This window comes from Serratia sp. FGI94, assembly GCF_000330865.1.
In the GTDB taxonomy this organism is placed as follows: Bacteria; Pseudomonadota; Gammaproteobacteria; order Enterobacterales; family Enterobacteriaceae; genus Serratia_B; species Serratia_B rubidaea.
In genome coordinates this window covers 1,795,323-1,822,106 of sequence record NC_020064.1, presented here as the reverse complement: position 1 = coordinate 1,822,106, position 26,784 = coordinate 1,795,323, and the positions used below count along the sequence as shown (strand labels likewise).

Sequence of the window (26,784 nt, the reverse complement as noted above, 5' to 3'; positions counted from 1 at the left end):
CACCACGGCAAGGAAGTCTGTATGGATTCGTCGTATCACCCTGCCCGCATGCCTTCCGGCGCGGCAGCACACGTGTGCCGCACGCTCGGCGCGCTGCAGCGCTCATCGCCGGACGGCGACGGGCTGTCCGCCTCTGCCTATCAACAGATCCTGCTGTACTGCGGCGTGCGGCCGGATCGCCCCGCCTGGCGTCGTTTTCTGCTGGCCGCGCTGACGCTGCTCGGCCTGCTGGCGCTGGTCAGCGGCGGTATTTTCTTTATCGCCTGGAACTGGGCAGCGATGCCCAAAATGGCCAAATTCGCCCTGGTGGAGGGCGGGATCCTGGCGCTGACGGTCGTCGTCTGGTGGCGCTGGCGACAGACGCTGGCGCGCATGGCGCTGCTGGCCATCGGCCTGAGCTTCGGCGGGTTGCTGGCGCTGTACGGGCAGACTTACCAGACCGGCGCCGACAGCTGGGAGCTATTCCGCGCCTGGACGCTGATACTGCTGCCGCTGGCGCTGCTGGGGCGGCAGAACGGCCTGTGGATCTGCACCTGGGCGGTCGCCAACCTGGCCTTTCAGTTCTATTACGCCAACCAGGCGCTGCTGCTGATGGGCGACGACGCCTGGCAGCCTTTCCCCTGGTCGGGCAACGGCCTGCTGTACGCCTACTTCGCCGCCCAGCTGCTGTGCCTGATGGTGCGCGAGGCGCTGGCGGACTACGCCTCCCGCCGGCAGCCGACGTCATGGCTGGCCAAACGCTGGCCGTCGCGCATCCTGGCCGGCTATCTGCTGCTGACCCTCACCGTCTGGGTGGCCGCCACGGTGCTGGACTGGAGCAACGCGGATGAGCGTCTGATTATCGTGCCCTGGGCGCTGTTGCTATTAATCGGCTACGGTGTTTACCGCCACCACCGACCGGATCTGTGCATGCTGACGCTCGGCATGAGCAGTCTGATGGTGGTGGGCTGCGTGGTGATTCTGCAGCTGCTGCATCTTTCCTGGGATGTCGGCAATCTGTTTTTGATCTGCAGCCTGATGGCGCTGTGGCTGGCGCTGTGCGGCGCGCGTCTGCTGCACTGGCGGCGTGAAATGTACCCGCAGCAGGCGCCGGACATCGCGCTGGATGAAGTCGGCGCACTGCTGCAGGCGCTGCAGCAGCGCCGGTTGCTGAACGACAGGCAGGCGGCGGCCGTGGCAAACTTCGACCATTCCGCACGGCTGCCGTGGTATTTACGCCTCGCGCTGACGCTGGGCGGCTGGCTGGCGGCGATGATTATCCTGACGTTGCTCGCTCTGGTGCTGTATGTGATCGGCCTGCTCGAATCGCTCAACGGCGTGTCGCTGGCATTCTATTCTGCCTTGCTGGCGGTGCCGGCCGCCCTGCTGCTGCGTAAGCCGACGCTCGGCCAGCAGCAGATCGGGCTGGCCTGGGCCATCGCCGCCACCTGCGGCTTTTACCTGGCGATTTTGCTGCTCGGCGACAATTATGCGCACTTCAGCATGATGCTGAGCGCGCTGTGTTTCCTGCCGGTGCTGGCGGTGATGGCATGGGCGATGCCGAACGCGCTGTATCGTCTGATGGCGGTCTGCGTCGGAGTCTTCCTGCTGGTGCAGTCGCTGGGCTACTTCAGCGGCCGCTATCTGCCGCCGACGCTGGCTATCGGCCTGACGGCGCTGCTGGTCGCACTGCTGCTGGCCGGCTGGCTACAGCAGGTTATCCGCAGCGCTGCGCAGCCGTCCACGGACGGCAACGCGTTGCGCTACGGCATTCCCGCCGGGCTGATGGCACTGTGTCTGGCCGCCATCCACCGCGGCCTGCTGAGCGATATTTTCGGTCCCTCTGCCGGCCACACTATGCTAGCGACCATGCTGGGCCTCGGCATCGCCGTCGGACTGGTCGGCAGCGCGCTGGCCTATACCCGGCGCACCGCCGCCGACGCGACGCCGGTTTACCTGCCCGCCGCCCTGTTCTGCGGCGTTATCGCCCTGTTCTCACCCGGGCTGGGACTGGGGCTGCTGCTGCTGCTCACCGCGCGCTATCTGGGCAGCCGCTCGCTGCTGGCGACGGCGGGCGCCTATCTGCTGCTCTACCTTGCCGACTGGTATTATTTCCTTGGCATCACGCTGCGGCACAAAGCGCTGCTGCTGATGCTCAGCGGCAGCGTGCTGTTGCTGCTGGCGCTGTGGGTCAAACAGTGGCAGACGCAGGGAGGCGACCATGCAGACTAATTCCGTGATCAAATGGCTGACCGGCGCGCTGGTGCTGGCAGCGCTGCTGCTGGTTAACCTGTCGATTTACCAAAAAGAGCAGCAGCTCACACAGGGCCGCGTGGCCATCCTGCAGCTGGCGCCGGTCGACCCGCGCTCGCTGATGCAGGGCGACTATATGGCGCTGGACTATGCGCTGGCCGCGCCGCTGCGGACGCAGATGCGCCAGCAACGGCAAGCCTGCCGGGCCGGTGACTGTCAGACGCCGGCGTCCCGCGGACAGCTGGTGATTGAACTGGATGCGCAGCAGCACGCGGTCAGCGCGCGCTTTTATCGCGGAGAACCGCTGAAGCCACAACAGATTCTGATGCAGTATCACCTGTCCGCCAGCGGGCTGCAGATCGGCACGCCAAGCTACTTTTTCCAGGAAGGGCACGCCGACAGGTTCGCCCGCGCGCGTTACGGCGAGTTCCGCGTCGCACAGGACGGCAGCGCGCTGCTGACCTATCTGCGCGATGCCGACGACCGGCGCATTCTGCCATAAGCCCATCCCTCTCCCGCGGCCGACGCCCCGTCAGCCGCGGGCCTAACATATAAACACCGCCAATAAAATACGCCTTAATATCCCTTCTTTTCCGGTCAATTCCCCACAAATCGTCAAGTTAATTAACGATTAGTTAACGTATTATCTCAAAAGCATACAACTCGATAAACTCAGCGCATTTTTTGCCCTGGCCGGCAGTGATGCCGGCATTTTTATTGACCAGGAAAATACCCAATGAACATCCAAATTAACGGACGGATGATACCGCTCGACGACAGTCTCCGAGATACCCCCCTGCTTTACATCCTGCGCAACGATCTGGCGCTGAACGGCCCGAAATACGGCTGCGGCCTCGGTGAATGCGGCGCCTGCACCGTGCTGATTGACGGCGTCGCCGCCCGCTCCTGCTCCGTCAACGCCGCCAGCGTCGTCGGTAAATCAGTTACCACGCTGGAAGGCATCGGCGACGCCGAGCATCTGCACCCGGTGCAGCAAGGCTTTATTGATGAACAGGCGGCCCAGTGCGGTTACTGCACCAACGGCATGATCATGACGCTGGTGGCGCTGTTTGAACGCGATCCGCAGGCCGACGAGCAGACCATCAAGCAGGAGCTGGCGTTCAACCTCTGCCGCTGCGGCACGCATATTGAGATCCTGCGGGCGGCGCAGCGCGCCAAACAGATTGTGGCCGAGCGGGGTAACGCGTGATGAACAGCCTTGAAATAACCCGCCGCCGTTTACTGCAGGCCGGCGGGCTGGTGATGGTCAGCAGCCTGTTGCCCCTGTCCTTCGACGCCCTGGCGACCGCGCCGGCCGGACGCCCGGCCTCGCCGCCGCCGGACCGCGTCGACAGTTTTATTGCGCTGTCCGCCGACGGCCAGGTCACCGCCTTTAACGGCCACGTCGATCTCGGCACCGGGGTGAAAACCGCCCTCAGCCAACTCGTCGCCGACGAGCTGGACGTCGATCTGGCCGCCGTCACCCTGATCCTCGGCGACACCCGCCGCACGCCGAATCAGGGGCCGACCATCGCCAGCGCCACCATTCAGGTCACCTCGATACCGCTGCGTCAGGCGGCGGCGCAGGTGCGTCAGCATCTGCTGCAGCTGGCGGCGCGGGCGTTCAACCTGCCGGAGAGCCGGCTGGCAACCGAAAACGGCTATGTGTTTGAGCGCGCCAACCGCGCACGTCGTCTGAGCTACGGCGAACTGGCGCGCGGCCAGGATCTGCATCTGCCGCTGAACAGCGCGGCGCCGCTGAAGACGCCGGCCCAAAGCCGCTATGTCGGCCGGCCCGTAGCGCGCGTGGATATCCCCGCCAAGGTCACCGGCGGCCTGAGCTACGTCCACGACGTGCGCGTGCCGGGTATGCTGCACGGCCGGGTGATCCGCCCACCCTATGCCGGCGCCGACAGCAGCGCGCCGCTGGGCAAGGCGCTGGTGGCCGTGGACGCCGCCTCCATCGCCCATCTGCCGGGCATCGTCAAACTGGTGGTGATTAACGATTTTATCGGCGTGGTCGCCGAGCGCGAAGAGCAGGCGATCGCGGCGATGAACCAGCTGCAGGTCACCTGGCGCGACTGGCAGGGGCTGCCCGATCTGGCCGCCGGACTGCACGATACGCTGGCGGCGCACCCGAAGCAGGACCGCATGCTGCAGGACGACGCCGAGATCGAACAAATTATCAGCGCGCTGCCCACGCCGGTTAACGCCGATTATCTGTGGCCTTTCCATCTGCACGCCTCCATCGGCCCCTCTTGCGCGGTCGCCGACGTACGCAGCGGCCAGGCGGAGATCTGGTCAGGCAGCCAGAACCCGCACGACCTGCGCAAAGACATCGCCAAACTGCTGGATCTGACGGAAGAGCAGGTGCATATCCAGCGGTTGGAAGCTTCCGGCTGCTATGGCCGCAACGGCGCCGACGACGTGTGCGCCGACGCCGCGCTGCTGTCGCAGGCAGTAGGCAAACCGGTGCGGGTGCAACTGATGCGCGAACAGGAAAACGGCTGGGAGCCGAAAGGCACCGCCCAGCTTATCCGGGTACGCGGCGGGCTGGACGCCGCCCGTCAGGTAGCCGCCTATGATTTTAAAACCTGCTACCCCTCCAACAACGCCGTGACGCTGGCACTGGTGCTGAGCGGCAAGGTTGCCAATCAGGCCGACGTGCAGCAAATGGGCGACCGCACCGCCATCCCGCAGTATCGCTACCCGCATATGCGCGTCGTGGCGCAGGACGCCGCGCCGATCGTGCGCGCCTCCTGGATGCGCGGCGTGTCGGCGCTGCCGAACGTGTTCGCCCATGAATCCTGGATCGATGAGTTGGCCTACCTGGCGGACGACGATCCCATCGCCTACCGTCTGCGCTATCTCGACGATCCGCGCGCGCTGACGCTGATCGAAGCGCTGAAAAAGCAGGCCGGCTGGCGGCCCGGGCGCGCGCACCGTCATCCGGCGCCCGCCTCGCAGGAGTGGGTCAGCGGCCGCGGCTTTGCCTACGCCCGTTATTTTCACAGTAAATTCCCCGGCTTCGGCGCCGCCTGGGCCGCCTGGGTGTGCGACTTAATGGTCAGCCGCCGCACCGGGCAGATAAAAGTGAAGAAGGTGTTCGTCGCCCATGACTGCGGCCGCATCGTCAACCCGGCCGGGGTGCGCCATCAGGTGCACGGCAACGTGATCCAGTCCACCAGCCGCGTGCTGAAGGAGTTCGCCACCTTTGACGCTGCGGGCACCACCTCGCTGGAATGGGGCGGCTACCCGATCCTGCGTTTTGACGAGCTGCCGGACGTCGATGTGCAATTGCTGGATAACCCCGATCGGCCGCCGATGGGCGCCGGCGAGTCCGCCTCGGTGCCCAGCGCCGCCGCCATCGGCAACGCGCTGTTTGACGCGCTGGGCGTCCGCCTGCGGGAAGTGCCGTTCACCCCTGAACGCATTCTGCAGGCCTTAACCTCCGCTCACTGACGCCCGACGGCAAGGAAACCACCATGAAGAGTAACCGTAAAAAAATTCTCGGCTGGAGCGCCGCGGCGGTCGCCGTCGCCCTGATCGGCGCCGGCATCGCCAGCTGGCAGCCGGCCATCGCCCCGCTGAGCGAGGCGGACCACCAGATCTTCAGTGCCGAGCAGATCGCCCGCGGCGCCAAGCTGGCCGCCCTCGGCGACTGCGCGGTTTGTCATACCCGCCCCGGCGGCGTGCGCAACACCGGCGGTCTGGCGATGGAGATCCCGTTCGGCACCCTCTATTCCACCAATATCACGCCGGACCGCGAAACCGGCATCGGCAGTTGGAGCTACCCGGCCTTTGAACGCGCCATGCGGCACGGCGTCGATCGCGAAGGTCACTACCTGTACCCGGCGTTCCCTTACACCTCCTTCACCCGCACCAGCGATGAGGATCTGCAGGCGCTGTACGCCTGGCTGATGTCGCAGCCGCCGGTGCGCTACCAGCCGCCGAAAACGGATTTGAACTTCCCGTTCAATATCCGTCAGGGGATCGCCGCCTGGAACTGGCTGGCGCTGCGGCCCGGCGCCATGCAGCCCGATCCGGCGCACGACGCGGTCTGGAACCGCGGCGCCTACCTGACCGAAGGGTTAGGCCACTGCAGCGCCTGCCACTCACCACGCAATATCCTGTTTGCCGAACAGGGCGGCAAGGCGCACCTGTCCGGCGGCGTCGCCGAAGGCTGGAGCGCGCCGGCGCTGACCGCGCACTCCAACGCGCCGATTAGCTGGAATTACGCCGATCTGCTGAGCTTTATGCGCAGCGGCTACGCCGCCAACCACGGCGTGGCCGCCGGTCCGATGGGGCCGGTGGTGAATGAGGGACTGTCACAGCTGCCGGAGGACGATCTGCGGGCGATGGCCGTCTATCTGGCCTCGTTCACCCCGCCGCAGCCGGACGACGAGGCGGCCGCGCTGAAACAGCGCCTGCTGCAGCGCGAAACGCAGGCGAAAACGCTGGCTTCGGAAGGCGCACGCCTCTATTCCGGCGCCTGCATGGCCTGCCATGCGCAGTCGGAAGGGCCGCAGCTGGCCGGGGTGCGTCCGGCGCTGGCGCTCAACAGCAACCTGAACGACGCCAGCCCCGACAACGCCATCCGCGTGGTGCTGAACGGCATCGCCGTCCCCGCCACGCCGGCGCTCGGCACCATGCCGCCGTTCGCCAACCACCTCAGCGACCGGCAAATCGCCGTGCTGCTGAACTACCTGCGCACCGAGCAGGCGGGCAAAGCCGCCTGGCCGGATCTGCAACAGCGCGTCACCGCGCTGCGCAGCGCGCAGTAAGCCGCCGTTCCCGGCCCGCTGCGGGCCGGGACGTTACTTTCCCTGCGCCAGATCCGTCACCACCTGACGGTAGGCGGCAATCGCCAGCGCCACATCCTGCGTCGTCACCGCTTCCGCCGGGTGATGGCTGACGCCCCCCTTGCAGCGCACAAACAGCATGCCGACCGGCCAGCGTTCCGCCATGGCGATGGCGTCATGCCCCGCGCCGCTCGGCAGCGACAGCGACCGCCCCTGCACCTGCTGCACCGCCTGCTCCAGCGCCGTCTGCAGCCGCGCGTCGCACGGCGTGGCGCCGATGTGGTAATACTCCTGCGCGTCAAACTGCAGCCGACGCCGCCCGGCGATCGCCTCGGCCTCGGCCAGCAGCGTCTGCAGCAGCGCCGCCAGCGGCGCATCCTGCGGCCCGCGAATATCCAGCGACAGCCTGACCTCGCCGGGGATAACGTTCACCGCGCCGGGCGCGCACTGCACGTCGCCGACCGTGGCCACCAGGTTGCCGCCCTGCCGGCCGGCGGTGCGCTCGACAAACACCATCCACTCGGCGGCGGCGGCCAGCGCGTCTTTACGGTGCTGCATCGGCACCGTACCCGCATGGCCGGCCTCGCCGGTAAAGCGGCAGTTGAGGCGGCGCGCGCCGTTGATCGCCTGCACCACCCCCAACGCCAGCCCCGCCTGCTCCAGGCAGGGGCCTTGTTCAATATGCAGCTCCAGATAGGCGGCAATCTCATCGGCGGCGCGCGCCGCCTGATGGATCTGCGCCGGATCCAGCCCGGCGTCACGCATCGCCTGCGCCACGCTGACGCCCTGCGCGTCGGTCTGCGCCAGCCACGTCTGCGGCCAACTGCCGGTCAGGCCGCGGCTGCCGAGCAGCGTAATGCCGAAACGCGTGCCCTCTTCGTCGCCAAAGCCGACCACCTCCAGCGCCAGCGGCAGACGCCGCCCCTGCTGCTGCAGCGCCTGCACCACTTCGATCGCCGTCAGCACCCCCAGCATGCCGTCGTAGCGCCCGGCGTTACGCACCGTGTCCAGGTGCGAACCGAGCAGCAGCGCCGGCGCGCCGGGCCGTTCGCCCTCGTAGCGCCCGCAGATATTGCCGACCGCATCCTGCCGCACCTGCATGCCCGCCTCCGCCATCCAGCTGCCCACCAGCCGGTTGGCCTGCAGATGCTGCGGCGACAGGTAGACGCGCGTCAGGCCGTCCGGCGTTTCGCTGAGCGCCGCCAGCTGGTCGGCGCGCGCCATAACGCGGGCGGCGGCCTGCTCGCTCGCCGCCTGCGGACTTAGCGTTTCACTCATGCCGCATCCCCGCTGCCGTAGTGATCCCACGCCGCCTGCAGCGCCGCGCCCTGAGTGGTGGCGAACTTCAGGTGGTTCAGCACCGACTCCAGCGCGCTCAGGGTGGTCATCACGCAGTCTTTGCGCGCGTTATAGCCCATGGTGCCGATGCGCCACACCTTGCCGTGCAGCGGCCCGAAGGAGGTGCCGATCTCGATGCCGAAGTCGTTAAGCAGCAGCTGACGCACCCGGTCGCCGTCAATCCCCGTCGGGATCACCACCCCCAGCACGTTATTCATCTTGTGGCGCAGGTCGCCGAAGGTCTCCAGCCCCATCGCCTGTACCCCCTTCAGCAGCGCATCGCCGTGCAGCTTGTGGCGGGCGATGCCGTTATCCAGCCCCTCCTCCAGAATCAGGCGGGCGCACTCGCGGGCGGCAAACAACGCCGAGGTGGCCTCGGTATGGTGGTTCAGCCGCTCCGGCCCCCAGTAATCCATCACCATGCCCAGATCAAAGTAGTTGGAGTAGATCATCTCCTCCTCGCCGTCCTGATGCGCCGCGGTGCGGATCCCCGCCTCGACGCACTTGCGGCGGCGGATCTCCGCCTCCATGCGCGCGCTGAGGGTGATCGGCGAGGTGCCGGACGGGCCGCCCAGGCATTTCTGCATCCCGGCCGACACCGCATCCAGCCCCCAGGCGTCACACTCCAGCGCATTGCCCGCCAGCGACGCGGTGGCGTCGGTATAGAACAGCACGTCGTAGCGGCGGCAGATGGCTCCCAGCTCCGCCAGAGGCTGCAGCATGGTGGTGGAGGTATCGCCCTGCACCGTCAGCAGCAGGCGCGGCCGCACGCGTTTGATGGCATCCTCAATCTGATCCGGCGTAAACACCTCGCCCCACGGCACCTCGATGGTGTGCACCTCGGCGCGGCAGCGGCGGGCGATTTCACACAGCAGATGGCCGAAACGACCGAACACCGGCACCAGCACTTTATCGCCGGGACGGATGGCCGACACCAGCAGCGCTTCGATCCCGGCGCGCGAGGTGCCGTCGACCAGCATCGTCCAGCGGTTTTCGGTGCGGAACACGCCGCGGTACAGCGCCATCACCTCATTCATATAGTGGGTCATCGCCGGATCGTACTGGCCAATCAGCTGGCTCGCCATGGCGCGCAGCACGCGCGGGTCGGCGTTGATCGGTCCCGGCCCCATCAGCAGGCGTTGCGGCGGGTTGATTTGCGGATATTGAGCGGTAGCCATCGTGTTTTCCTTTGGTTAGTTAAGACCGCGTACGGAGGAGATGAACTGTTTAAGTTCAGGAGTCTGCGGGTTGGCGAACAGGCTGTTGCCGTCGCCCTGCTCCCAGACGCGCCCCTGATGCATAAACACCACGCGGTCGCCCACTTCGCGGGCAAAATTCATTTCATGGGTCACCAGAATCAGCGTCATGCCTTCGGCCGCCAGCTGCTCCAGCACTTTCAGCACCTCGCCGACCAGCTCCGGATCCAGCGCTGAGGTAATTTCATCGCACAGCAGCACCTTCGGTGACATCGCCAGCGCGCGGGCGATCGCCACCCGCTGCTGCTGGCCGCCGGACAGGCTGGCGGGGGAGAAGTCCAGGCGGTCGCCCAGCCCGACCTTTTCCAACATGCGGGCGGCCAGTTCGCGGCACTCCACCGCGCTTTTCTTCAGCACCCGACGCGGTGCCAGCATCACGTTCTCCAGCGCCGTCATATGCGGGAACAGGTTGAAGCTCTGGAACACCATGCCCACCGAGCGGCTGATTTCCCGCGCCTGTGCATCGCGGTCGGTAATGGTCATGCCGCCCAGTTTGATGCTGCCCTCCTGGTAGCCCTCCAGCCCGTTGATGCAGCGCAGCAGCGTGCTTTTGCCGGAGCCGCTGCGGCCGATAATCGACACCACTTCCCCCATGGCGATATCCAGATCGACGCCCTTGAGCACGTGGTTGTCGCCGTAATACTTCTGCACCTGATTAATGGTGATGAGAGGCATTGAATTTATTCTCCAGATAGCGGCTGTAGCGCGACAGCGGGTAACACAAGACAAAGTAGCCCAGCGCCACCAGCGCAAAGACCTTGAACGGCTGATAGGTGACGTTGGTCAGCATGGTGCCGGCCTTGGTCAGCTCGACGAAGCCGATGATCGACGCCAGCGCCGTCCCCTTCACCACCTGCACGGCAAACCCCACCGTCGGCGCAATGGCGATGCGCAGCGCCTGCGGCGCCACCACCCGCCACAGCGTCTGGCCGAATGACAGGCCGAGACAGCGCGCGGCTTCCCACTGCCCCTTCGGCAGGGCGCGGATGCTGCCGTACCAGATATCCAGTAAAAACGCGCTGGTGTAAAACGTCAGCGCCAGCGACGCCGCCGTCCACGGCGACACGTCCACGCCGAACAGCGCGACGCCGAAGAACGCCAGAAACAGCTGCATCAGCAGCGGCGTGCCCTGAAACAGGGCGCTGTAGCCGCGGATCAGCATGCCGAGCCGGCGGCCGCCGTTCAGGCGCAGCAACAGCAGCGGCAGCGTCACCAGCGCGCCGCCGGCAAACGCCGTTAGCGACAGCAGCACCGTCCAGCGCCCGGCCAGCAGCAGGTTGCGCACAATATCCCAGTCGGTAAAAGAGGCCATCATGCCGTCACCCCCAGCCATTTACGCCCCGCCGCCATCATCAGCTGACGCATGGCGATGGACAGCAGCAGATAGATACCGGTTGTCACCAGATACACCTCAAAGCTGAGAAAAGTGCGCGACTGGATCAGACTGGCGGCGAAGGTCAGCTCTTCATACGAGACCTGCGACACCACCGATGAACCCAGCATCACGATAATGCACTGGCTGACCAGCGCCGGATAAATACGCTGCAGCGCCGGCGGCAGCACCACCCGCATAAAGGTCTGGCTGCGGCTCAGCCCCAGCACGCGCCCGGCCTCCCACTGCCCTTTCGCCGTCACCTGAATGCCGGCGCGGATAATCTCCGTGCTGTAAGCCCCCAGATTGACCACCATCGCCAGCAGCGCCGCCTCGCCCGCCGTCATTTTCAGCCCCAGGTTGGGCAGGCCGAAAACGATAAAGAACAGCTGCACCACAAACGGCGTATTGCGGATCAGCTCGACATAGGCGCCCCACAGGCGGCTCAGCCAGCCCGGTCGCCCGCTGCGGATCGCCGCGCCGACGATGCCGAGCACCAGCCCGCCGCAGGTCGCCAGCAGCGTCAGCTGCACGGTGACCCACAGCCCCGCCAGCAGCTCCGGCCAATACGGCCAGAGCGCGGAAAAATCCAGTTGTTGCGTCATGGCTGCGCGCCTTACAGCGCGAGGCTGGCTGGCAGCGGCGCTTTCAGCCACTTCTCGGACAGGGCGTTCAGCGTGCCGTCCTTGATGCCCTGTTCAATCAGCGCGTCAACCCTGGCCTTCAGCGCCGCTTCGCCCTTTCTCAGGCCGATAAAACAGGGCGAGTCTTTCAGCATAAAGCTCGCCACCGGCGCTTTGGCCGCGTTCTGTCGGCTGATGGCCGCCACCACCAGGTTGCCGGTGGCGACATACTGCACCTGGCCGGACAGATACGCCGACAGCGTGGTGTTGTTATCTTCGTAGCGCTTAATCTGCGCCGCCGCCGGTGCAATGGCGCTCAGCACCATGTCCTCCACCGCGCCGCGCGTCACGCCGACGCTGTGGCCGGCCAGCGCGGCCGCATCGCTCAGCGGCGCCGTTTTCGGCCCGAACACCCCGAGGAAGAACGGCGCATAGGCGCGGCTGAAGTCCATCACCTTTTCCCGCTCGGCATTTTTACCAAGGCTGGAAATCACCAGGTCGACCTTATCGGTCTGCAGATAAGGCACCCGGTTGGCGCTGCTGACCGGCACCAGCTGCAACTTCAGTTTCATCTGCTGCGCCAGATAGCGCGCCATATCGATGTCATAGCCCTGCGGTTGCAAATCGGTGCCCACCGAGCCGAACGGCGGAAAATCCTGCGGCACCGCAATGCGGATGACGCCGCGCTGCTCAATGCGCTGCCACTGGTCGGCCTGCGCCGCAGTCATGTTGGCCAACAGGCAGACGACGCCGGCCAGTGCGATGATGATTCTTCTCATTAGCGTTTCCCCGTAAAATTAGCATGAAACAAAAGGTTCCATAAAACCAATTCTGCAACTAATGTGCCAAATGCAGGCGGCGCAACGCCGACGCCGCAAAGAAACGGCGTCCGGGCGGTAACCGGCTGATTTTCAGTAAATCGGCAATATTATGGCAACGCGGTGGCGGCGACCGACGCGTCAGTCGCGCGCCGGGTGCGCACCAAAACAAGGCAAAGCACCATTCTGGCGCCCCGTCAGCGCTGTTCCAGCTCGTCCAGCTGCTGGTAAAGGGTGGCGATGTGATGGATGCGCGGCCGCCCGCTGTCCAGCAGCTGATGCAGCAGCGCGTTGGCCAGCAGATTAATCAGGCTGTTGGCCGCGGCGTAGCTGTCATAGGCGGAGACGCTGTCCAGCGGCGCGCACAGCTGCCAGCGCGCCAGCGGAAACAGCGCCTGCGCCTGCGGCTCGCACAGCAGCAGCACCGGCACGCCGTCCGCCTGCAGCTGCTGCAGCAGCGGGCGCACAATGCGCGGACGGCGACGGAACGCCACCATCACCACCAGATCCTCCGCCGAGGCGTCCACCAGCTCTTCGCTCAGGCTCTGCCCCGGCTGCGGCAGCAGCAGCACCTGTCCGCGCGCCTGCAGCAGCTGCTGACGCAGGTGCAAGGCGACGGGATAGGCATTGCGCATACCGATAATAATGATGCGCCGCGCGTTCGCCAGGCCGTCGATCGCCGCGGCAAACTGCTGCGCATCGATGGCGTTGACCCACTGGGTCAGGTTGGCCATTTCCTGCTTATAGTGGCGCGCCAGCAGCGTATTGCCCTGCACCGCATCGCGGTTGTCGGTCAGCGGCATGCCGCTCTGGCGCAGGGTGCGCAGCTCGTCGCGCATGTCTTTGTATTTGTCGTAGCCGAGCCGCTTGAACAGCCGGCTGACCGTCGCCTTCGACACCCCGCTCAGCCGCGCCAGCTCCGCGCTGTTATAGCTGATCAGGTCGTTGAAATGGTCGAAGATAAAATCCGCCACCCGCTGTTCCTGCGGCGACAGCGCGGCATACTGCGCCTTCAGGCGTTCATCAAGCTGTTGCATTACGGCCCCTGTAACTTTCGTTTCACCGGACTATAGCGTCAAACCCCGTCATCGTGCACACCGGCAGGCAAAAAATTTCGCGGACGCTGCCCGTCGGCAGATTTGGAACAACTTTTGCAACCTCGTCGGCAAGCGATAACCACGAGGACGATCCATGCAGAGTAATGTAGCGACCCACGGGATGGCGGTCACGCCGCACCACCTGGCCAGCCAGAGCGCGCTGGCGGTACTGCGGGAAGGCGGCAGCGCCATCGAAGCGATGGTGGCCGCCGCCGCCACCGTCGCGGTGGTCTACCCGCATATGAACGGTCTGGGGGGCGACGGTTTCTGGCTGATCGTGCCGCCGGACGGTGAACCGCTGGCCATCGACGCCAGCGGCGCAGCCGGCTCGCTCGCCACGCCGGCGGCCTATGCCGACCTGACGCAGATCCCGCACCGCGGCCCGCGTGCGGCGCTGACCGTCGCCGGCACCGTCAGCGGCTGGGATGAGGCGCTGCGCGTCTCCGCCGAGCTGTGCGGGCGTGCGCTGCCGCTGCCGCGCCTGCTGGCGGACGCCATCGACTACGCCGAAACGGGCATTCCCGTCACCGCCTCGCAGGCCGCCGCCAGCGCGGCCAAATACGCCGAACTGTGCGACCTGCCGGGCTTTGCCGCCGCCTTTCTGCCGGACGGCGCGCCGCCGCAGGCCGGCAGCCGTTTCTGCCAGCCGGCGCTGGCGGCTACCCTGCGGCAGCTGGCGCAGGAGGGGCTGGACAGTTTTTATCGCGGCCCGCTGGCCGAACGGCTGGCGGCCGGCATGGCGCAGCTGGACATGCCCGTCACGCTGGTGGATTTACAGCGGCACCGCGCGCGCCGCACCGTACCGCTGCGGCTGCAGCACCGGCAGGGCGAAGTCTGGAACCTGGCGCCGCCGACCCAGGGGCTGGCGTCGCTGGCGATCCTCGGCATCAGCGATCGGCTGGCGATGGCCGAGGCGGACGAGACGGAAACGGTGCACCGGCTGGTGGAGGCGACCAAACTGGCCTTTGGCCTGCGCGATGCGCATATCACCGACCCCGCCTGTCTGGCAGGCGACAGCCAGGCGCTGCTCGAACCGGCGGCGCTGCAGGCGCTGGCGGCGCGGGTGGATGAACGACGTGCTGCACCGTGGGGCGCGGGCAAAGGCCCGGGCGATACGGTGTGGATGGGCGTGATCGACAGCAGCGGCCTCGCCGTTTCATTTATTCAGAGCATCTATCATGAATTTGGCAGCGGCGTGGTGCTGCCGGACAGCGGCATCGTCTGGCAGAACCGCGGCGCCGCCTTCAGTCTGGATCCGGCGCATCTGCTGGCGCTGGCGCCGGGCAAACAGCCGTTCCACACCCTCAATCCCGCCGCCGCGCGCCTGCACGACGGCCGCGTGATGGTGTACGGCTCGATGGGCGGTGACGGCCAGCCGCAGACCCAGGCGGCCCTGTTCACCCGCTACGTGCTGCAAAACGCGCCGCTGCAGGAGAGCATCAGCCGCCCGCGCTGGCTGCTGGGACGCACCTGGGGACAAAGCTCAGAGTCGCTCAAACTGGAGGGCCGCTTTGCCCCGGAAACTATCGCGCGCCTGCGTGCGCTGGGCCATGAGGTGGAAGTCCTGGCCGACTTCACCGAGGCCATGGGACACGCCGGCGCAATTGTCCGCCACCCTGACGGCCTGCTGGAAGGGGCGTTTGACCCGCGCAGCAACGGCAGCGCCGCCGGTTTTTAAGGAGAACAGCATGACCCATTTACCCCCGGACTGGCGCGCCTACCTCGCCCAGATGGAGCAAATTCTGTCGCTGGAGCTGGACGACGCCCGGCGTGCCGAACTGCAGCGCCAGTTTATCCGCATCGCCGCGCTGGCGGAGCCGCTGATGGCGTTTCCGCTGGATGAGCGGCTGGAAGTGGCAGGAGTGTATCAGGCATGAAATTACATCAGTTAAGCATCCGCGCTATCCAGCGGGCGCTCGGCAACGGCGAACTCAGCGCCCAGGAGATCGCCCGCCGCACGCTGGAGGAGATCGCCCGCGTCAACCCGCAGATCAACGCCTGGACCGCGATCACCGAGCAGCGGATGCTGGCGGAAGCGGCGCAGATCGATACGCTGCGTCGGCAACGCCAGCCGCTGCCGCCGCTGGCGGGCGTGCCCTACGCGGTGAAAAACCTGTTTGACGTGGCCGGGCACACCACGCTGGCCGGCGCCCAGCTGTTCAGCGAGCGTCCGCCGGCCGCCGTCGACAGCTGGGCGGTGCGTCAGCTGCAGCAGGCCGGCGGCCTGTTGTCCGGCATGCTGAATATGGATGCCTACGCCTACGGCTTCACCACCGAGAACAGCCACTACGGCGCCACCCGCAATCCGCACGATCTGCAGCGTATCGCCGGCGGCTCCTCCGGCGGCTCTGCGGCGGCGGTCGCCGCCGGTACGGTGCACTTTTCTCTCGGCTCCGACACCAACGGCTCCATCCGCGTGCCGGCGTCGCTGTGCGGCATTTTCGGCCTGAAGCCGACCTTCGGCCGGCTGTCGCGCGCGGGCACCCAGCCGTTTGTCGCCAGCCTGGATCATATCGGCCCCTTTGCCCGCCGCTGCGGCGATCTGGCGACGGTGTACGACGCGCTGCAGGGCAGCGATCCGCAGGACGCCTTCCAGGCGGATCGCCCCGCCCAGCCGACCGCCATGCAGCTGCCGCGCGGCATGGCGGGCCTGCGCTGCGCGGTGCTCGGTGGCTATTTCACCACCTGGTGCGATGACGATGCCCGCGCCGCGCTGCAGCGCGCCGCCCGGGCGCTGGAGGCGCAGGAGGAGCTGATATTCCCCGAGGCCGAGCTGGCCCGCTCCGCAGCCTTTATTCTCAGCGCCTCCGAGGGCGGCAACCAGTATCTGCCCGCCCTGCGGCGCGAACCGGCGCGTTTTGAGCCGCACTCGCGCGAGCGCCTGCTGGCCGGCGCGATGATCCCCGCCGCCTGGTACGTGCAGGCGCAGCGCTTCCGCCGCCATGCGCAGCAGCAGTTTCTGGCGCTGTTCCGCCATGCCGACGTGCTGCTGGCGCCGGCGACGCCGTGCAGCGCAACGCCGATCGGCGCGCAGGAGATGGAGATTAACGGCCAGCCGCTGCCGATACGCGCCAGTATGGGCATGCTGACGCAGCCGATATCGTTTCTCGGGCTGCCGGTGGCGACCGCGCCGCTGCGCACCGCCGCCGGACGCCCGATCGGTCTGCAGCTGATTGCCGCGCCGTTTAACGAGCAGGCCTGCCTGCGCGCCGCCGCCGCGCTGGAACAGATGGGCATTGCGGTGGCCGACGCCGCGGAGGTGGCCGCATGATCGCTCCCCAGGAAATTAACCATCCCCTGACGCTGGCCGAAGTGACCGCTGCGTTTGACCGCTACGAACAGGCGCTGGTCAGCAACGATATCGCCGTGCTGGACGAGCTGTTCTGGCACAGCGAACGCACGGTGCGGCTGGGGGCCGGCGAGAACCTGTACGGCATCGGCGACATCCGCGCCTTTCGCGCGGCGCGTCCCGCCGCCGGGCTTTCTCGCCGACTGCAGAATACCCGGATCGTCACCTTCGGTGAGGATTACGCCGTCTGCAGCACCGAGTTCACCCGCGACGGCAGCACGCGCATCGGCCGTCAGCAGCAAACCTGGGTGCGCTTCCCCTGCGGCTGGCGGATCGTCGCGGCACAGGTGAGCTTAATGGAATAACGGGGGGAAACCTGTCGGTAAAATTTGATGGGAATTTATGCAAGAGCGGTGTAAATCGAATTGCCGTAAACGTGCGGTATTTCTCTGTCACTGAGGTGAACGGCAATTGCAGGGGCCGTAGGCGCGGCCCCTGCACCCGCGCCCGCGCTTAGGCACGTTCTGCCCGCTACGCGGGTGCCCTCTCTGCGTCACCGTCGCCGGGCGGGTCGGCTCTACAGGCATCCCTGCCTGTGCCGCCTCAACCGGACATCCCTGTCCGGTTGCCCCTGGCTCAGGTTCCTTGTTCGGCAGCCCGTGATGCGCGCTAAAGGTCAACACCCGAATCTGTCATCACCGGGCCATTTAGCTACGGCGTTGACATTCGTCATCCCCGGCTTTACCTCCCCTGCCAGGGATGCACCCGCCGCCAGTGGTCGGCGATCTGCTGCCGGGTGCAGACCCACACCCGGTCGTGCTGCTGGATATAATCCAGAAAACGCTGCAGCGCACGGAAACGCCCCGGACGCCCCAGCAGACGGCAGTGCATGCCGATCGACATCATCTTCGGCGCGCTCTCCCCCTCGGCATACAGCACGTCGAAACTGTCGCGCAGATAGGTGTAAAACTGCTCGGCGGTGTTAAAGCCCTGCGCGGTGGCAAAGCGCATATCGTTGGCGTCCAGCGTATACGGCACGATCAGGTGTGGCTTGCGCTCGCCGTCGCCGCACGTCACCTCGGTCCAGAACGGCAGATCGTCGCCGTAATAGTCGCTGTCGTAATCAAAGCCGCCGTGCTCCGCCACCAGCCGGCGGGTATTGGGGCTATCGCGGCCGGTATACCAGCCGGTGGGCGCTTTGCCGAACAGCTCGGTCAATACCTGCACCGCCTGCTGCAGATGACGCCGCTCCTCGTCGATCGCCATATCCTGATAGTGGATCCAGCGCCAGCCGTGGCTGACCACGTCGTAGTCGGCGGCCTTGATCGCCGCGACAATCTCCGGGTTGCGCGCCAGCGCCATCGCCACGCCGAACACGCTGAGCGGCAGCCCGCGGCGGCTGAACTCCTGATGAATGCGCCAGAACCCGGCGCGGCTGCCGTACTCATACAGCGAATCCATCGACATATGACGGTCCGGGTAGCTGGCGGCGCCGATAATATCGGACAGGAACTGCTCGGAACCCGCGTCGCCGTGCAGCACGTGGTTTTCCGCCCCCTCTTCAAAGTTCAGCACAAACTGAACGGCGATACGCGCCTCTCCCGGCCAGGCGGCATGCGGCGGCCGGCCGGCGTAGCCGCGCATCTCGCGCGGGTAGTCCGGGTTAATGGTGTCTGGCTGTTGATCCATACGCTGACCTGGTGCCTCCTGAGTAATTAACATGGATATAAGGACTGAAATTTTCCGCTGAGCGCCTTGCGCTCCGGCCAGGCCAGATCGCCGTGCTTGCTGGTCGACAGCCCCAGCGCCGCCAGCGATTCGACCATTTTCACCGCCGCGCCGACGCCGTCGATCACCGGTATGCGCAGCTCCTGCGTCAGCTCCCGCGCCAGGCTGGCCATGCCGCCGCAGCCCAGCACAATCGCGCCGCTGCCGTCCTGTCGCATAGCCTGAATGCAGCGTTCACGCACCATTTGCTGCGCCCGCCCGCTGCCGTCCTCCAGCGCCAGCACCGGCAGGTCGATGGCGTGCAGCGCGGCGCAGTGCTCGCTAAAGCCGTACTGACGCAGCAGATGGCGGGCGATAATCAGCGTGCGCGGCAGCGTGGTGACGATGGAAAAGCGCGTAGCCACCAGCGTCGCCATATGCATCGCGGCCTCGGCAATGCCGATCACCGGCGCCTGCGCCAGTTCGCGCGCCGCCAGCAGGCCGGGGTCGCCGAAGCAGGCGATCACGTGCCCGTCAACGCCCTGCTCGCGGCCGGCCCGCACCTGCTCCAGCACCCCGATGGCGGCGACCGCCTCATCAAAATGCCCCTCAATCGACGGCACGCCCTCCGCCGGGCATACCGCCAGAATCTCGCTGCCCGGCGCCGCCGCGGCGCGGGCGGCCGCGCCAATGGTTTCGGTCATGCCGGGATCGGTATTGGGATTGATCACTTGTATACGAACGGCGGACATCATTGCTCCTTATCGGCGGCAAACAGCCGGGCAAAATCGGGGTGGCCAAGCTCCTCACGCTCGAAGCGCAGGCTGGCGACAATATGGGAAAAATGGTGTTCGATGGCGGCGCTCAGCGCCGGCAGATCCCGCTGCCGCAGCAGTGCGATCAGCCGCTCATGATCGTGGCAGCGGCAGCCCTGCCGCCACGGCGCGCCCCAGACGGCGATCGCCAGCGAGGAGCGCTGGCACAGCCGGGTCACCATCTCGGTCAGCACGCTATTGCCGGAGATGGCCTGCAGCTGAATATGGAACGCGGCGGAAAGCCGGATCGCCGCCGGGCCGTCATGCGCCTCGTGCGCCTGCTGCTCGTCGCGGATAATCGTCTCCAGCGCCGCCAGATGCGGCGGCTGGCAGCGCGCCAGCACCTCCGGCAGGTTCGCCACCTCCAGCAGGGTGCGGGTGCGGAAAATATCCTGCGCTTCCTCCGCCGTCGGGCTGGCGACGTATGCACCGCGCTTGGGCGTCAGCTGCACCATCTGCACCACGGCGAGCCGCTGCAGCGCCCTGCGGATGCCGGTGCGGCTGACGCCGAACACCTCGGACAGCGCCTCTTCCGGCAGTTTGCTGCCCGGCGGCAGCTGATGTTCGACGATGGCGCTCAGCAGCGCCTGATAGATGGATTCATCCTTGTCAGGCCGGCCGGACGCCGTTTCCAGGCGGTTTTCGCTTTTCATCACCTCACTCCCAATTAACTCTTGCGCATCAAATCGTATACATAAAAATAATTTTTTGTATACAAATTTGCACATTCTGGCCTGGATCCTGCTTCAGCCTGTCTATCCCCGCGACAGGGTTTTCATCAGAGGAGCAGGTTTCATGCCAAACAGACAAACTACGCGTCAGGCGTACAGCCCGCGGCTGTGCAATGAGGATCTGGCGCCGACCCGCGATCAGAACTGGAGCTGGTACAATATCTTTTCATTCTGGATGTCGGACGTGCACAGCATGGGCGGCTACGTGGTCGCCGCCAGCTTCTTTACCCTCGGGCTGGCCAGTTGGCAGGTGCTGCTGTGTCTGCTGGCGGGCATCGGCATCGTGCAGCAGTGCGCCAACCTGGTAGCGAAGCCCAGCCAGATGGCGGGCGTGCCCTATGCGGTAATCTGCCGCCAGGCGTTCGGCGTGTTCGGCGCCAATATCCCGGCGGTGATCCGCGGGCTGATCGCCTTTGCCTGGTACGGCATTCAGACCTATCTGGCGGCCAACGCGCTGATGCTGGTGGCGCTGAAGTTCTGGCCGTCACTGGCGGCGCTGACCGCCGGCTCACTGCTCGGCCTCTCTTACCTCGGCTGGATCTGCTTTGCGCTGATGTGGCTGCTGCAGGCGATGGTGTTCTGGCACGGCATGAACGCCATCAAGCGCTTTATCGATATTGCCGGCCCGGCGGTGTACGTGGTGATGCTGGCGCTGGCGGGCTGGATTGTGTACCAGACCGGCCCGGACGGCATCTCCTTTACCCTGGCCGGCAAATCCCTGAGCGCCGGTGAGCAGGCGTGGCAGATGATCACCGCCACCGCGCTGGTGGTCTCTTACTTCTCCGGCCCGCTGCTCAACTTCGGCGACTTCTCGCGCTACGCGAAGAATATGAACGAAGTGCGCCGCGGCAACCGCTGGGGGCTGCCGTTCAACTTTGTGCTGTTTTCGCTGGTGACGGTGGTGATCGTTTCCGGCACCCAGTCGCTGTTCGGCCACATGATCACCGACCCGATTGAAACGGTCAGCCGCGTCGGCAACGACCTGGCGGTGGCGATCGGCCTGCTGACCATGATTACCGCCACCATCGGCATCAATATCGTGGCCAACTTCGTCTCGCCGGCGTTCGATTTCTCCAACTGTGCGCCGCAGAAAATCAGCTTCCGCACCGGCGGCATGATCGCCGCGGTGGGCTCGGTGCTGCTGACCCCGTGGAATCTGTTTAACTCGCCGGAGCTGATCCACTACACGCTGGACGTGCTGGGCGCGTTTGTCGGCCCGCTGTTCGGCATTCTGCTGGCGGATTTCTACCTGATTAAACGCCAGCAGCTGTCGGTGGACGATCTGTTCAATGACACGCCGGCGGGTAAATACTGGTATCGCCACGGCTTTAACCCGAAGGCCATCGCCGCCCTGCTGCCCTCCGTCGCCGTCGGCGTTACGATCAGCTTTATTCCAGCGCTGCATGCGGTGGCCAACTTCAGCTGGTTTATCGGCGTGGCGCTGGGGGCGCTGGCCTACCGCTGGCTGGCGCGCGATGAGCAGCAGGCCGCCGCGCCGCGCTTCAGTGCCAAGGCGCTGCTGCCGAAGGAGTAAGGAGTACGCCAGAACGTCAAAAGGCCGCTTGCGCGGCCTTTTTTTATCTGTCCATTTTATTGCTGACGCTCAGCTGCCGCGGTAGGTCGACCAACCGCCGGGGGCGATTAAAAACGGCAGGTGGTAGTGCTGTTCCTCGCTGAGCTGCAGCTCAATCTGCGCGTGCACATAGGGCGTTTCGCGCCCGGCGGCGCTAAACCAGGCGCCGATCTCCGCCGTCAGACGATAGCGCCCCGCCGGCAGCGCCGCCGGGGTAAACGCGCCGATGCGGCCGTTGGCGTCGGTATGGCAGCTCGCCAGCGGTTGATAGTCGCCCTGTTGATAGCGCGCCAGATGCACGGCGACGCCGGAGGCCGGACGGCCGGTAGAAATATCCAGAATATGGCTGCTCAGATTGCTCATGCGCCGATCACTCCTTCCAGTCTGAGTAAGGTAATTTCACGCAGCTGCGCCAGCGAAGCCTGCCGCTCCTGCGCCTCGTCATTGTGCAGGCGCTGGCGCAGCGCCTGCAAAATCTCCGCGCCGCTGCGCCCTTTGGCGCGGATCAGAAATACCCGACCAAAGCGCGCCTCATACTGCGCATTGGCGGTGCGCAGCGCCTCGGCAAGCTGCGCGTCATCGCGATCCACCGACGACTGCTCCTGCCGCGACAGCGCGGCGTGCGTCTGGTTGCCCGCCGGCCGTTCACCGATGCGCGGGTGGGCGCTCATCGCCTGCTGCAGTTCGGCCTCGCCCCAGCGCTGCATCAGCGCCTGCGCCCGCGCCAGCAGCGCGGCGCGATCGGCATAGGGCCGCGTCTGCGCCAGCGCCGGCGCCCAGGCCGGGATCGCCACGCAGGGGCTGAGCAGCGCGATGGCCTCATCAAGCGGTAAACGGTTAAAGCGTTCGAGCGCGTTCATCGTGACTCCTGTTGCTAACGACTGCGTCATGTTTCTCTTCCGGCATAATCAGGTTAAGGATAACCGCCACCAGACCGCCGCTGGTGGCCGCCGAGCCGAACAGATTGCCGACCAGCGGTGGGAAATGGGTCAGAAACGCCGGCACCGCCTCAATGCCGAGGCCGATGCCGAACGCCAGCCCGACGATCAGCATGGTGCGCCGCGTCAGCGGGGTCTGGGTAATGATACGGATGCCGGCGGCAACCACGCAGCCGAACATCACCATCGTCGCCCCGCCCAGCACCGGCGTCGGGATCTGCCGCAGCATTTCGCCAAACGGTGGGAACAGCCCCAGCAGGATCAGAATGACGCCCATATAGCGCCCGACATAGCGGCTGGCGACGCCGGTCATCTGAATCACACCGTTGTTCTGCGCAAAGGTGGTGTTCGGAAAGGCGCACAGCATGGCGGCGATCATACAGCTCACGCCGTCGGCCAGAATGCCGCCTTTCAGCCGGGCGCGGAAGGCGGCGTTATCGATCGGCTGCTGCGAGATCAGACTGTTGGCCGTCAGATCGCCCACCGCCTCCAGAATACACACCAGCGACACCAGGGCAATCGGCAAAAAGATTGCGCTGTTAAACTGGAAGCCGAACGGGAACAACGCCGGCAGCCGGAACCAGGTATCCCCCAGCGACACCGGGTGGAAGTTACCGGTCAGCGCCGCCGCCAGGCAGCCCGCGGCGATACCCACCACGATCGATGCCAGCCGCAGCCAGCGGTTGCCGGCGCAGCTCAACAGCACAATCACCCCCAGCGTCAGCCCGCCCAGGCCGATATTGCTGATGCTGCCGAAATCTTTCGCTCCTTCGCCACCGCACCAGTTGATCACGCTCACCTTAATCAGGCTGATGCCGATCAGCGCGATCACGCTGCCGGTGATCACCGGGGTAAAGATTTTCTTCAGCGGCTCAATAAAGCGGCTGACGACCACCGGCACCAGCGCGGCGACAAAGTTGACGCCGAACAGCATGGCCATAATGTCCTCCGGCCCGCCGCCCTGCTGCTTCACCCACAGCCCGCCGGCCACCGACACGCCAAGAAAGGCGAAGCTGGTGCCCTGCATGCAGATCATACCGGCGCCGATGCCCCACAGCCGGTTAGACTGTAAAAAGGTGCCGATGCCGGAGGCCAGCAGCGACATGCTGATCAGGTAAGGCATCCACGGCCCCAGCCCCAGCGTGGCGCCGATCAGCAGCGGCGGCGTAATAATGCTCACCAGCCCGGCCAGCACGTGCTGCAACGCGCTAAAAAATGCCGGCAGCGGCGGAATGCGTTGTTCAAGACCATAAAGCAGCGTGCTGTTTTTCTCGTCTGACATGCCATTATTCCTCAGTAAATGCGCTTTCCCCTGAGGCGTGCACAAAACAGGCCAGATCGTCGCCGGCGCGGCACATCAGGCGCAATAACACCAATTTTCCATTTATTATCAATTCATTAGCATCACCCCCGATCGATAACCCGCTTTTTCACCGCCGCTGAAACGTTGGATTCACAAAACAACATCAAGAAACTAATGATTCATAAAAAGGCAAAGCGGCCGCCGGAATGCTGCTTTATGGTGCAACACCGCCGCGCCTGCGTCGTCAACACGCCGCCGTGGCGGCAAATGCCGATGTGGTACGCAAATTGCTCGGGCCTATGACCAGATCCCTACAGGAGAGCATAATGAAAGCATTGGTCATCGGCGCCGGCATCGGCGGACTCAGCGCGGCGGTCGCACTGAAACAGGCAGGTATTGAGTGTGAGGTTTTTGAAGCGGTAGAGGAGATCAAACCGGTGGGGGCGGCCATTTCCATCTGGCCCAACGGGGTGAAATGCATGCAGCATCTGGGCATGGGAGAGATTATGGAGACCTACGGCGGCCCGATGCGCTCGATGGCCTATCAGGAATACCGCAGCGGCGCGATTATGACGCGCTTTAGCCTGGCGCCGCTGATTGAGCGCGTCGCCGGCCGCCCCTGTCCGGTGTCGCGCGCCGAACTGCAGCGGGAGATGCTGGATTTTTGGGGCCGCGACGGCGTGCAGTTCGGCAAACGCGTCACCGAAGCGCAGGAACACGCCGACGGCGTGACCGTCAGCTTCAGCGACGGCACCACGGCGCGCGGTGACGTGCTGATTGCCGCCGACGGCAGCCGTTCCGCGCTGCGCCCGGCGGTGCTGGGCTATACGCCGGAGCGGCGCTACGCCGGCTATGTCAACTGGAACGGCCTGGTGGAGATTGATGAAGCCATTGCGCCGGCCGACCAGTGGACGACCTTTGTCGGTGAGGGGAAGCGGGTATCGCTGATGCCGGTGGCCGACGGGCGCTTCTATTTCTTCTTTGACGTGCCGCTGCCGGCCGGGCTGGCGGAGGACCGCAGTACGCTGCGCGCCGATCTGCAGCGCTACTTCAGCGGCTGGGCGCCGCAGGTGCAGCGGCTGATCGCCGCGCTGGATCCGGCCACCACCAACCGCATTGAGATCCACGACATCGAGCCGTTCGAGCGGCTGACGCGCGGCAGAATCGTACTGCTGGGAGATGCCGCCCACAGCACCACGCCGGATATCGGCCAGGGCGGCTGCGCCGCCATGGAAGATGCGGTGGTGCTGGGCGACGCGTTCCGCACCCACGACGATATCGGTGCGGCGCTGCAGCAGTACGAGAGCCGGCGCTGTGAACGGGTGCGGGATCTGGTGCTCAAAGCGCGCAAACGCTGCGATATCACCCACGGCAAAGATATGGCGCTGACGCAGGCGTGGTATCAGGAGCTGCAGCAGGAGAGCGGCGAACACATTATCAACGGCCTGTGCGACACCATTCAGGGCGGGCCGCTCGGCTGAACTACCGCTGACGGCGGTGCACCACGCTGCCCGCCGTCAGCTCCCGCCGTTCCCAGACGTGCTTCTTCCTCGCCCGCCCTCAACAAAAAATAGCGTTTTTGTAGCTGTGCCAACGCCATTTCCGCCTGTTTCCGCTGCATCTCCGGCGCATCCGCCGAGTAACGACGCAGCAGTTCTGCGACGGGAGGCGCACGGTTAAACGTCTGCATAATGGCAAACACTTCCGACTTCAACTCGCTGACGGTCAGGTACTTGCCGCGCTTTTCATCCAGCGCATTTAACCGGTCGGTTAAGCGTTGTAGCTTTGTCATCCCGTCATGCCAGGCGCTTAACGCCGCCGGTGACAACGCATTCATATCCAGCTGCCGCCGCCACGCTTGCTGCAGCTGCGCCAGCGCGGGATCATCCGGCCGCTGCGCCCGCGCCTGCCCGATCAAACGCCAGGCATGCTGCAACGGCCAATCCGGCGGCAGCGCCGTCAGCCATTGCAACTGCTCACTGGCGCCTTCAGCCTGCGGCGGCAACGGTCGCAGCACGCCCAACTGCGTCTCTTGCCGCTCGCCAGACTGCAACTGCCGCTGTTCCGCCGCCGATGGCTGCGCCATGCGGCTCCAGCCCCACAACAGGGCGCCGCCGAGCAGCAGCGCGCTGCAGGCGCCGGCGATAAACCCGCCCAGTATGGAGCGCGTAGCGCGCGGCGGCGCATCGGCCGCCTGCGGCTTCTGCGAGGCGACGGCCGGCGGACGCTCCGGCGGCCCGGCTGATGCAACGGCGAGCGCCAGCGCCGGCAGCGTCACCGGTGCTGGCGGTGCTTCAGCATCAGGCATATTTTCCAGCCGGGTAATCGCCTGACGGATCCGCTGCTGTACGCCTTCCGTGCGGCTGACCTGCTGCAGCTCGTGGCGCGCTAGCGTCTCCGCCAGCCGCTTCAGGCTTTTTTCCAGCTGATACAGCCGTTCCAGCTCATCGCGATCGTCCAGCGCCAGCGTGCGCAACACGTTCTGCAGCCGCTGGTTAAGGCCGATAATAATCTCCATCCGCGTATGAACGCTGGCCGGCCACATCACCGACCACTGGTAGGCCGTCAGCGCATTGACCAGCGCCAGCCCCTCCTGGATGCCCGTCAGCCCGGCAAGATGCCCCCGCGCCAGCGTATACCAGGCCGCCGTCTGCAGATCGACGCCGTTATGTTCGAACAGCCGCAGGCACAGCGTCTCTACCGTGCGCCACTCAACGTCCGGCCGCGCCGGGTGCGACAATTTCAGCAGTTCATCGCGCAGCACGGCATAGTCCGGCAGCGCGCGCGGGTCGCCGCCGATTTTTAATTTACGTTCAGATAGGGATCCCATGGCGATAACTCATAGCAATGAAAAGATATGCGAGTCACATGTATGCAATGACCGAACGGT

The 26,784-nt window shown here is 65.6% G+C and carries 24 protein-coding genes and 1 pseudogene; 11 read left to right on the top strand and 14 right to left on the bottom strand.

The window, feature by feature from the left end; translation table 11 throughout:
• Positions 1-21 precede the first annotated feature (21 nt).
• The 5 genes from D781_RS08305 to D781_RS08285 all read left to right on the top strand — a co-directional run bounded on the left by D781_RS08305 (position 22) and on the right by D781_RS08285 (position 7,016).
• Positions 22-2,211, top strand: a complete 2,190-nt coding sequence (locus tag D781_RS08305) for a DUF2157 domain-containing protein (RefSeq protein WP_015671865.1) — start codon at positions 22-24, stop codon at positions 2,209-2,211.
• The gene (locus D781_RS08300) at positions 2,201-2,734 is read left to right on the top strand and encodes a GDYXXLXY domain-containing protein (protein ID WP_015671864.1); all 534 of its coding nucleotides are present in this window, start codon (positions 2,201-2,203) and stop codon (positions 2,732-2,734) included. Before D781_RS08305 ends, D781_RS08300 begins: the two co-directional genes overlap by 11 nt.
• A gap of 234 nt (positions 2,735-2,968) precedes the next feature.
• Complete coding sequence (locus tag D781_RS08295) at positions 2,969-3,442, top strand: (2Fe-2S)-binding protein (protein ID WP_015671863.1); 474 nt, start codon at positions 2,969-2,971, stop codon at positions 3,440-3,442.
• Positions 3,442-5,694 (top strand): molybdopterin cofactor-binding domain-containing protein, encoded by a 2,253-nt coding sequence (locus D781_RS08290; RefSeq protein WP_015671862.1) that lies wholly within the window; start codon positions 3,442-3,444, stop codon positions 5,692-5,694. The genes D781_RS08295 and D781_RS08290 overlap by 1 nt, the downstream gene beginning before the upstream one ends.
• 23 nt (positions 5,695-5,717) lie before the next feature.
• A complete protein-coding gene (locus D781_RS08285) occupies positions 5,718-7,016 on the top strand; it encodes a cytochrome c (RefSeq protein ID WP_015671861.1) in 1,299 nt (432 codons plus the stop codon).
• A gap of 33 nt (positions 7,017-7,049) precedes the next feature.
• On the opposite strand, the gene hpxK is transcribed toward D781_RS08285, so the two are convergent.
• The 7 genes from hpxK to hpxU form a co-directional block, all read right to left on the bottom strand.
• Positions 7,050-8,312: an allantoate amidohydrolase gene (gene hpxK / locus D781_RS08280; protein ID WP_015671860.1), complete on the bottom strand. Its 1,263-nt coding sequence runs from the start codon at positions 8,310-8,312 to the stop codon at positions 7,050-7,052.
• The gene (locus tag D781_RS08275) at positions 8,309-9,550 is read right to left on the bottom strand and encodes an alanine--glyoxylate aminotransferase family protein (protein ID WP_015671859.1); all 1,242 of its coding nucleotides are present in this window, start codon (positions 9,548-9,550) and stop codon (positions 8,309-8,311) included. Before D781_RS08275 ends, hpxK begins: the two co-directional genes overlap by 4 nt.
• Before the next feature lie 15 nt (positions 9,551-9,565).
• A complete protein-coding gene (locus D781_RS08270) occupies positions 9,566-10,303 on the bottom strand; it encodes an amino acid ABC transporter ATP-binding protein (protein ID WP_015671858.1) in 738 nt (245 codons plus the stop codon).
• Positions 10,284-10,940: an amino acid ABC transporter permease gene (locus D781_RS08265; RefSeq protein ID WP_162492780.1), complete on the bottom strand. Its 657-nt coding sequence runs from the start codon at positions 10,938-10,940 to the stop codon at positions 10,284-10,286. The genes D781_RS08270 and D781_RS08265 overlap by 20 nt, the downstream gene beginning before the upstream one ends.
• Positions 10,940-11,605 (bottom strand): amino acid ABC transporter permease, encoded by a 666-nt coding sequence (locus D781_RS08260; protein WP_015671856.1) that lies wholly within the window; start codon positions 11,603-11,605, stop codon positions 10,940-10,942. The genes D781_RS08265 and D781_RS08260 overlap by 1 nt, the downstream gene beginning before the upstream one ends.
• Positions 11,606-11,616: 11 nt before the next feature.
• Positions 11,617-12,402 carry a transporter substrate-binding domain-containing protein gene (locus tag D781_RS08255; RefSeq protein ID WP_015671855.1) on the bottom strand — a complete coding sequence of 262 codons (786 nt, stop codon included), beginning with the start codon at positions 12,400-12,402 and terminating at the stop codon, positions 11,617-11,619.
• A gap of 236 nt (positions 12,403-12,638) precedes the next feature.
• The gene (hpxU, locus tag D781_RS08250) at positions 12,639-13,478 is read right to left on the bottom strand and encodes a MurR/RpiR family transcriptional regulator HpxU (protein ID WP_015671854.1); all 840 of its coding nucleotides are present in this window, start codon (positions 13,476-13,478) and stop codon (positions 12,639-12,641) included.
• 154 nt (positions 13,479-13,632) lie between these two features.
• On the opposite strand from hpxU, the gene hpxW reads away from it, so the two are divergent.
• From hpxW to hpxZ, 4 genes are read left to right on the top strand one after another with little or no spacing between them, the layout of a single operon-like run.
• Positions 13,633-15,216, top strand: coding sequence for an oxamate amidohydrolase (hpxW, locus tag D781_RS08245; RefSeq protein ID WP_015671853.1), 1,584 nt, complete (start codon positions 13,633-13,635; stop codon positions 15,214-15,216).
• 10 nt (positions 15,217-15,226) lie between these two features.
• The gene (gene hpxX, locus D781_RS08240; RefSeq protein ID WP_015671852.1) at positions 15,227-15,415 is read left to right on the top strand and encodes an oxalurate catabolism protein HpxX; all 189 of its coding nucleotides are present in this window, start codon (positions 15,227-15,229) and stop codon (positions 15,413-15,415) included.
• Positions 15,412-16,809, top strand: a complete 1,398-nt coding sequence (locus D781_RS08235) for an AtzE family amidohydrolase (RefSeq protein ID WP_015671851.1) — start codon at positions 15,412-15,414, stop codon at positions 16,807-16,809. Before hpxX ends, D781_RS08235 begins: the two co-directional genes overlap by 4 nt.
• Positions 16,806-17,192 carry an oxalurate catabolism protein HpxZ gene (hpxZ, locus tag D781_RS08230; RefSeq protein WP_015671850.1) on the top strand — a complete coding sequence of 129 codons (387 nt, stop codon included), beginning with the start codon at positions 16,806-16,808 and terminating at the stop codon, positions 17,190-17,192. The genes D781_RS08235 and hpxZ overlap by 4 nt, the downstream gene beginning before the upstream one ends.
• Before the next feature lie 376 nt (positions 17,193-17,568).
• Here the strand turns inward: hpxZ and puuE are convergent, their stop codons facing one another.
• From puuE to D781_RS08215, 3 genes and pseudogenes are all read right to left on the bottom strand, one after another.
• On the bottom strand, positions 17,569-18,516 hold the full coding sequence (gene puuE / locus D781_RS08225) for an allantoinase PuuE (protein WP_015671849.1): 948 nt from the start codon (positions 18,514-18,516) through the stop codon (positions 17,569-17,571).
• Between the two features lie 27 nt (positions 18,517-18,543).
• A pseudogene (locus D781_RS08220) lies at positions 18,544-19,286 on the bottom strand (aspartate/glutamate racemase family protein); the annotation flags it as partial.
• On the bottom strand, positions 19,286-20,002 hold the full coding sequence (locus D781_RS08215) for a GntR family transcriptional regulator (protein WP_015671847.1): 717 nt from the start codon (positions 20,000-20,002) through the stop codon (positions 19,286-19,288). The gene D781_RS08215 and the pseudogene D781_RS08220, both read right to left, overlap by 1 nt.
• A 142-nt stretch (positions 20,003-20,144) precedes the next feature.
• On the opposite strand from D781_RS08215, the gene D781_RS08210 reads away from it, so the two are divergent.
• The gene (locus D781_RS08210) at positions 20,145-21,614 is read left to right on the top strand and encodes an NCS1 family nucleobase:cation symporter-1 (RefSeq protein WP_015671846.1); all 1,470 of its coding nucleotides are present in this window, start codon (positions 20,145-20,147) and stop codon (positions 21,612-21,614) included.
• 69 nt (positions 21,615-21,683) lie between these two features.
• On the opposite strand, the gene uraH is transcribed toward D781_RS08210, so the two are convergent.
• The 3 genes from uraH to D781_RS08195 are packed head-to-tail and all read right to left on the bottom strand — an operon-like array spanning position 21,684 to position 23,873.
• Positions 21,684-22,016, bottom strand: a complete 333-nt coding sequence (uraH, locus tag D781_RS08205; RefSeq protein ID WP_015671845.1) for a hydroxyisourate hydrolase — start codon at positions 22,014-22,016, stop codon at positions 21,684-21,686.
• Entirely contained in the window at positions 22,013-22,513 is a 501-nt protein-coding gene (gene uraD / locus D781_RS08200) for a 2-oxo-4-hydroxy-4-carboxy-5-ureidoimidazoline decarboxylase (RefSeq protein WP_015671844.1), read from the bottom strand. Before uraD ends, uraH begins: the two co-directional genes overlap by 4 nt.
• Positions 22,491-23,873 carry a nucleobase:cation symporter-2 family protein gene (locus tag D781_RS08195; RefSeq protein ID WP_015671843.1) on the bottom strand — a complete coding sequence of 461 codons (1,383 nt, stop codon included), beginning with the start codon at positions 23,871-23,873 and terminating at the stop codon, positions 22,491-22,493. The genes uraD and D781_RS08195 overlap by 23 nt, the downstream gene beginning before the upstream one ends.
• A 347-nt stretch (positions 23,874-24,220) precedes the next feature.
• Between D781_RS08195 and hpxO the strand changes: the two genes are divergently transcribed.
• A complete protein-coding gene (gene hpxO / locus D781_RS08190) occupies positions 24,221-25,375 on the top strand; it encodes an FAD-dependent urate hydroxylase HpxO (protein WP_015671842.1) in 1,155 nt (384 codons plus the stop codon).
• Here the strand turns inward: hpxO and D781_RS08185 are convergent.
• On the bottom strand, positions 25,354-26,724 hold the full coding sequence (locus D781_RS08185; RefSeq protein ID WP_015671841.1) for a VasL domain-containing protein: 1,371 nt from the start codon (positions 26,722-26,724) through the stop codon (positions 25,354-25,356). The two genes, hpxO and D781_RS08185, sit on opposite strands and share 22 nt — an antisense overlap.
• Positions 26,725-26,784: the final 60 nt, after the last annotated feature.

Bases quoted from the DNA above. Each gene is read 5' to 3' on its own strand.
- D781_RS08305 (WP_015671865.1), top strand. From the start codon at position 22: ATGGATTCGTCGTATCACCCTGCCCGCATGCCTTCCGGCGCGGCAGCA.
- D781_RS08300 (WP_015671864.1), top strand. From the start codon at position 2,201: ATGCAGACTAATTCCGTGATCAAATGGCTGACCGGCGCGCTGGTGCTG.
- D781_RS08295 (WP_015671863.1), top strand. From the start codon at position 2,969: ATGAACATCCAAATTAACGGACGGATGATACCGCTCGACGACAGTCTC.
- D781_RS08290 (WP_015671862.1), top strand. From the start codon at position 3,442: ATGAACAGCCTTGAAATAACCCGCCGCCGTTTACTGCAGGCCGGCGGG.
- D781_RS08285 (WP_015671861.1), top strand. From the start codon at position 5,718: ATGAAGAGTAACCGTAAAAAAATTCTCGGCTGGAGCGCCGCGGCGGTC.
- hpxK (WP_015671860.1), bottom strand. From the start codon at position 8,312: ATGAGTGAAACGCTAAGTCCGCAGGCGGCGAGCGAGCAGGCCGCCGCC.
- D781_RS08275 (WP_015671859.1), bottom strand. From the start codon at position 9,550: ATGGCTACCGCTCAATATCCGCAAATCAACCCGCCGCAACGCCTGCTG.
- D781_RS08270 (WP_015671858.1), bottom strand. From the start codon at position 10,303: ATGCCTCTCATCACCATTAATCAGGTGCAGAAGTATTACGGCGACAAC.
- D781_RS08265 (WP_162492780.1), bottom strand. From the start codon at position 10,940: ATGGCCTCTTTTACCGACTGGGATATTGTGCGCAACCTGCTGCTGGCC.
- D781_RS08260 (WP_015671856.1), bottom strand. From the start codon at position 11,605: ATGACGCAACAACTGGATTTTTCCGCGCTCTGGCCGTATTGGCCGGAG.
- D781_RS08255 (WP_015671855.1), bottom strand. From the start codon at position 12,402: ATGAGAAGAATCATCATCGCACTGGCCGGCGTCGTCTGCCTGTTGGCC.
- hpxU (WP_015671854.1), bottom strand. From the start codon at position 13,478: ATGCAACAGCTTGATGAACGCCTGAAGGCGCAGTATGCCGCGCTGTCG.
- hpxW (WP_015671853.1), top strand. From the start codon at position 13,633: ATGCAGAGTAATGTAGCGACCCACGGGATGGCGGTCACGCCGCACCAC.
- hpxX (WP_015671852.1), top strand. From the start codon at position 15,227: ATGACCCATTTACCCCCGGACTGGCGCGCCTACCTCGCCCAGATGGAG.
- D781_RS08235 (WP_015671851.1), top strand. From the start codon at position 15,412: ATGAAATTACATCAGTTAAGCATCCGCGCTATCCAGCGGGCGCTCGGC.
- hpxZ (WP_015671850.1), top strand. From the start codon at position 16,806: ATGATCGCTCCCCAGGAAATTAACCATCCCCTGACGCTGGCCGAAGTG.
- puuE (WP_015671849.1), bottom strand. From the start codon at position 18,516: ATGGATCAACAGCCAGACACCATTAACCCGGACTACCCGCGCGAGATG.
- D781_RS08215 (WP_015671847.1), bottom strand. From the start codon at position 20,002: ATGAAAAGCGAAAACCGCCTGGAAACGGCGTCCGGCCGGCCTGACAAG.
- D781_RS08210 (WP_015671846.1), top strand. From the start codon at position 20,145: ATGCCAAACAGACAAACTACGCGTCAGGCGTACAGCCCGCGGCTGTGC.
- uraH (WP_015671845.1), bottom strand. From the start codon at position 22,016: ATGAGCAATCTGAGCAGCCATATTCTGGATATTTCTACCGGCCGTCCG.
- uraD (WP_015671844.1), bottom strand. From the start codon at position 22,513: ATGAACGCGCTCGAACGCTTTAACCGTTTACCGCTTGATGAGGCCATC.
- D781_RS08195 (WP_015671843.1), bottom strand. From the start codon at position 23,873: ATGTCAGACGAGAAAAACAGCACGCTGCTTTATGGTCTTGAACAACGC.
- hpxO (WP_015671842.1), top strand. From the start codon at position 24,221: ATGAAAGCATTGGTCATCGGCGCCGGCATCGGCGGACTCAGCGCGGCG.
- D781_RS08185 (WP_015671841.1), bottom strand. From the start codon at position 26,724: ATGGGATCCCTATCTGAACGTAAATTAAAAATCGGCGGCGACCCGCGC.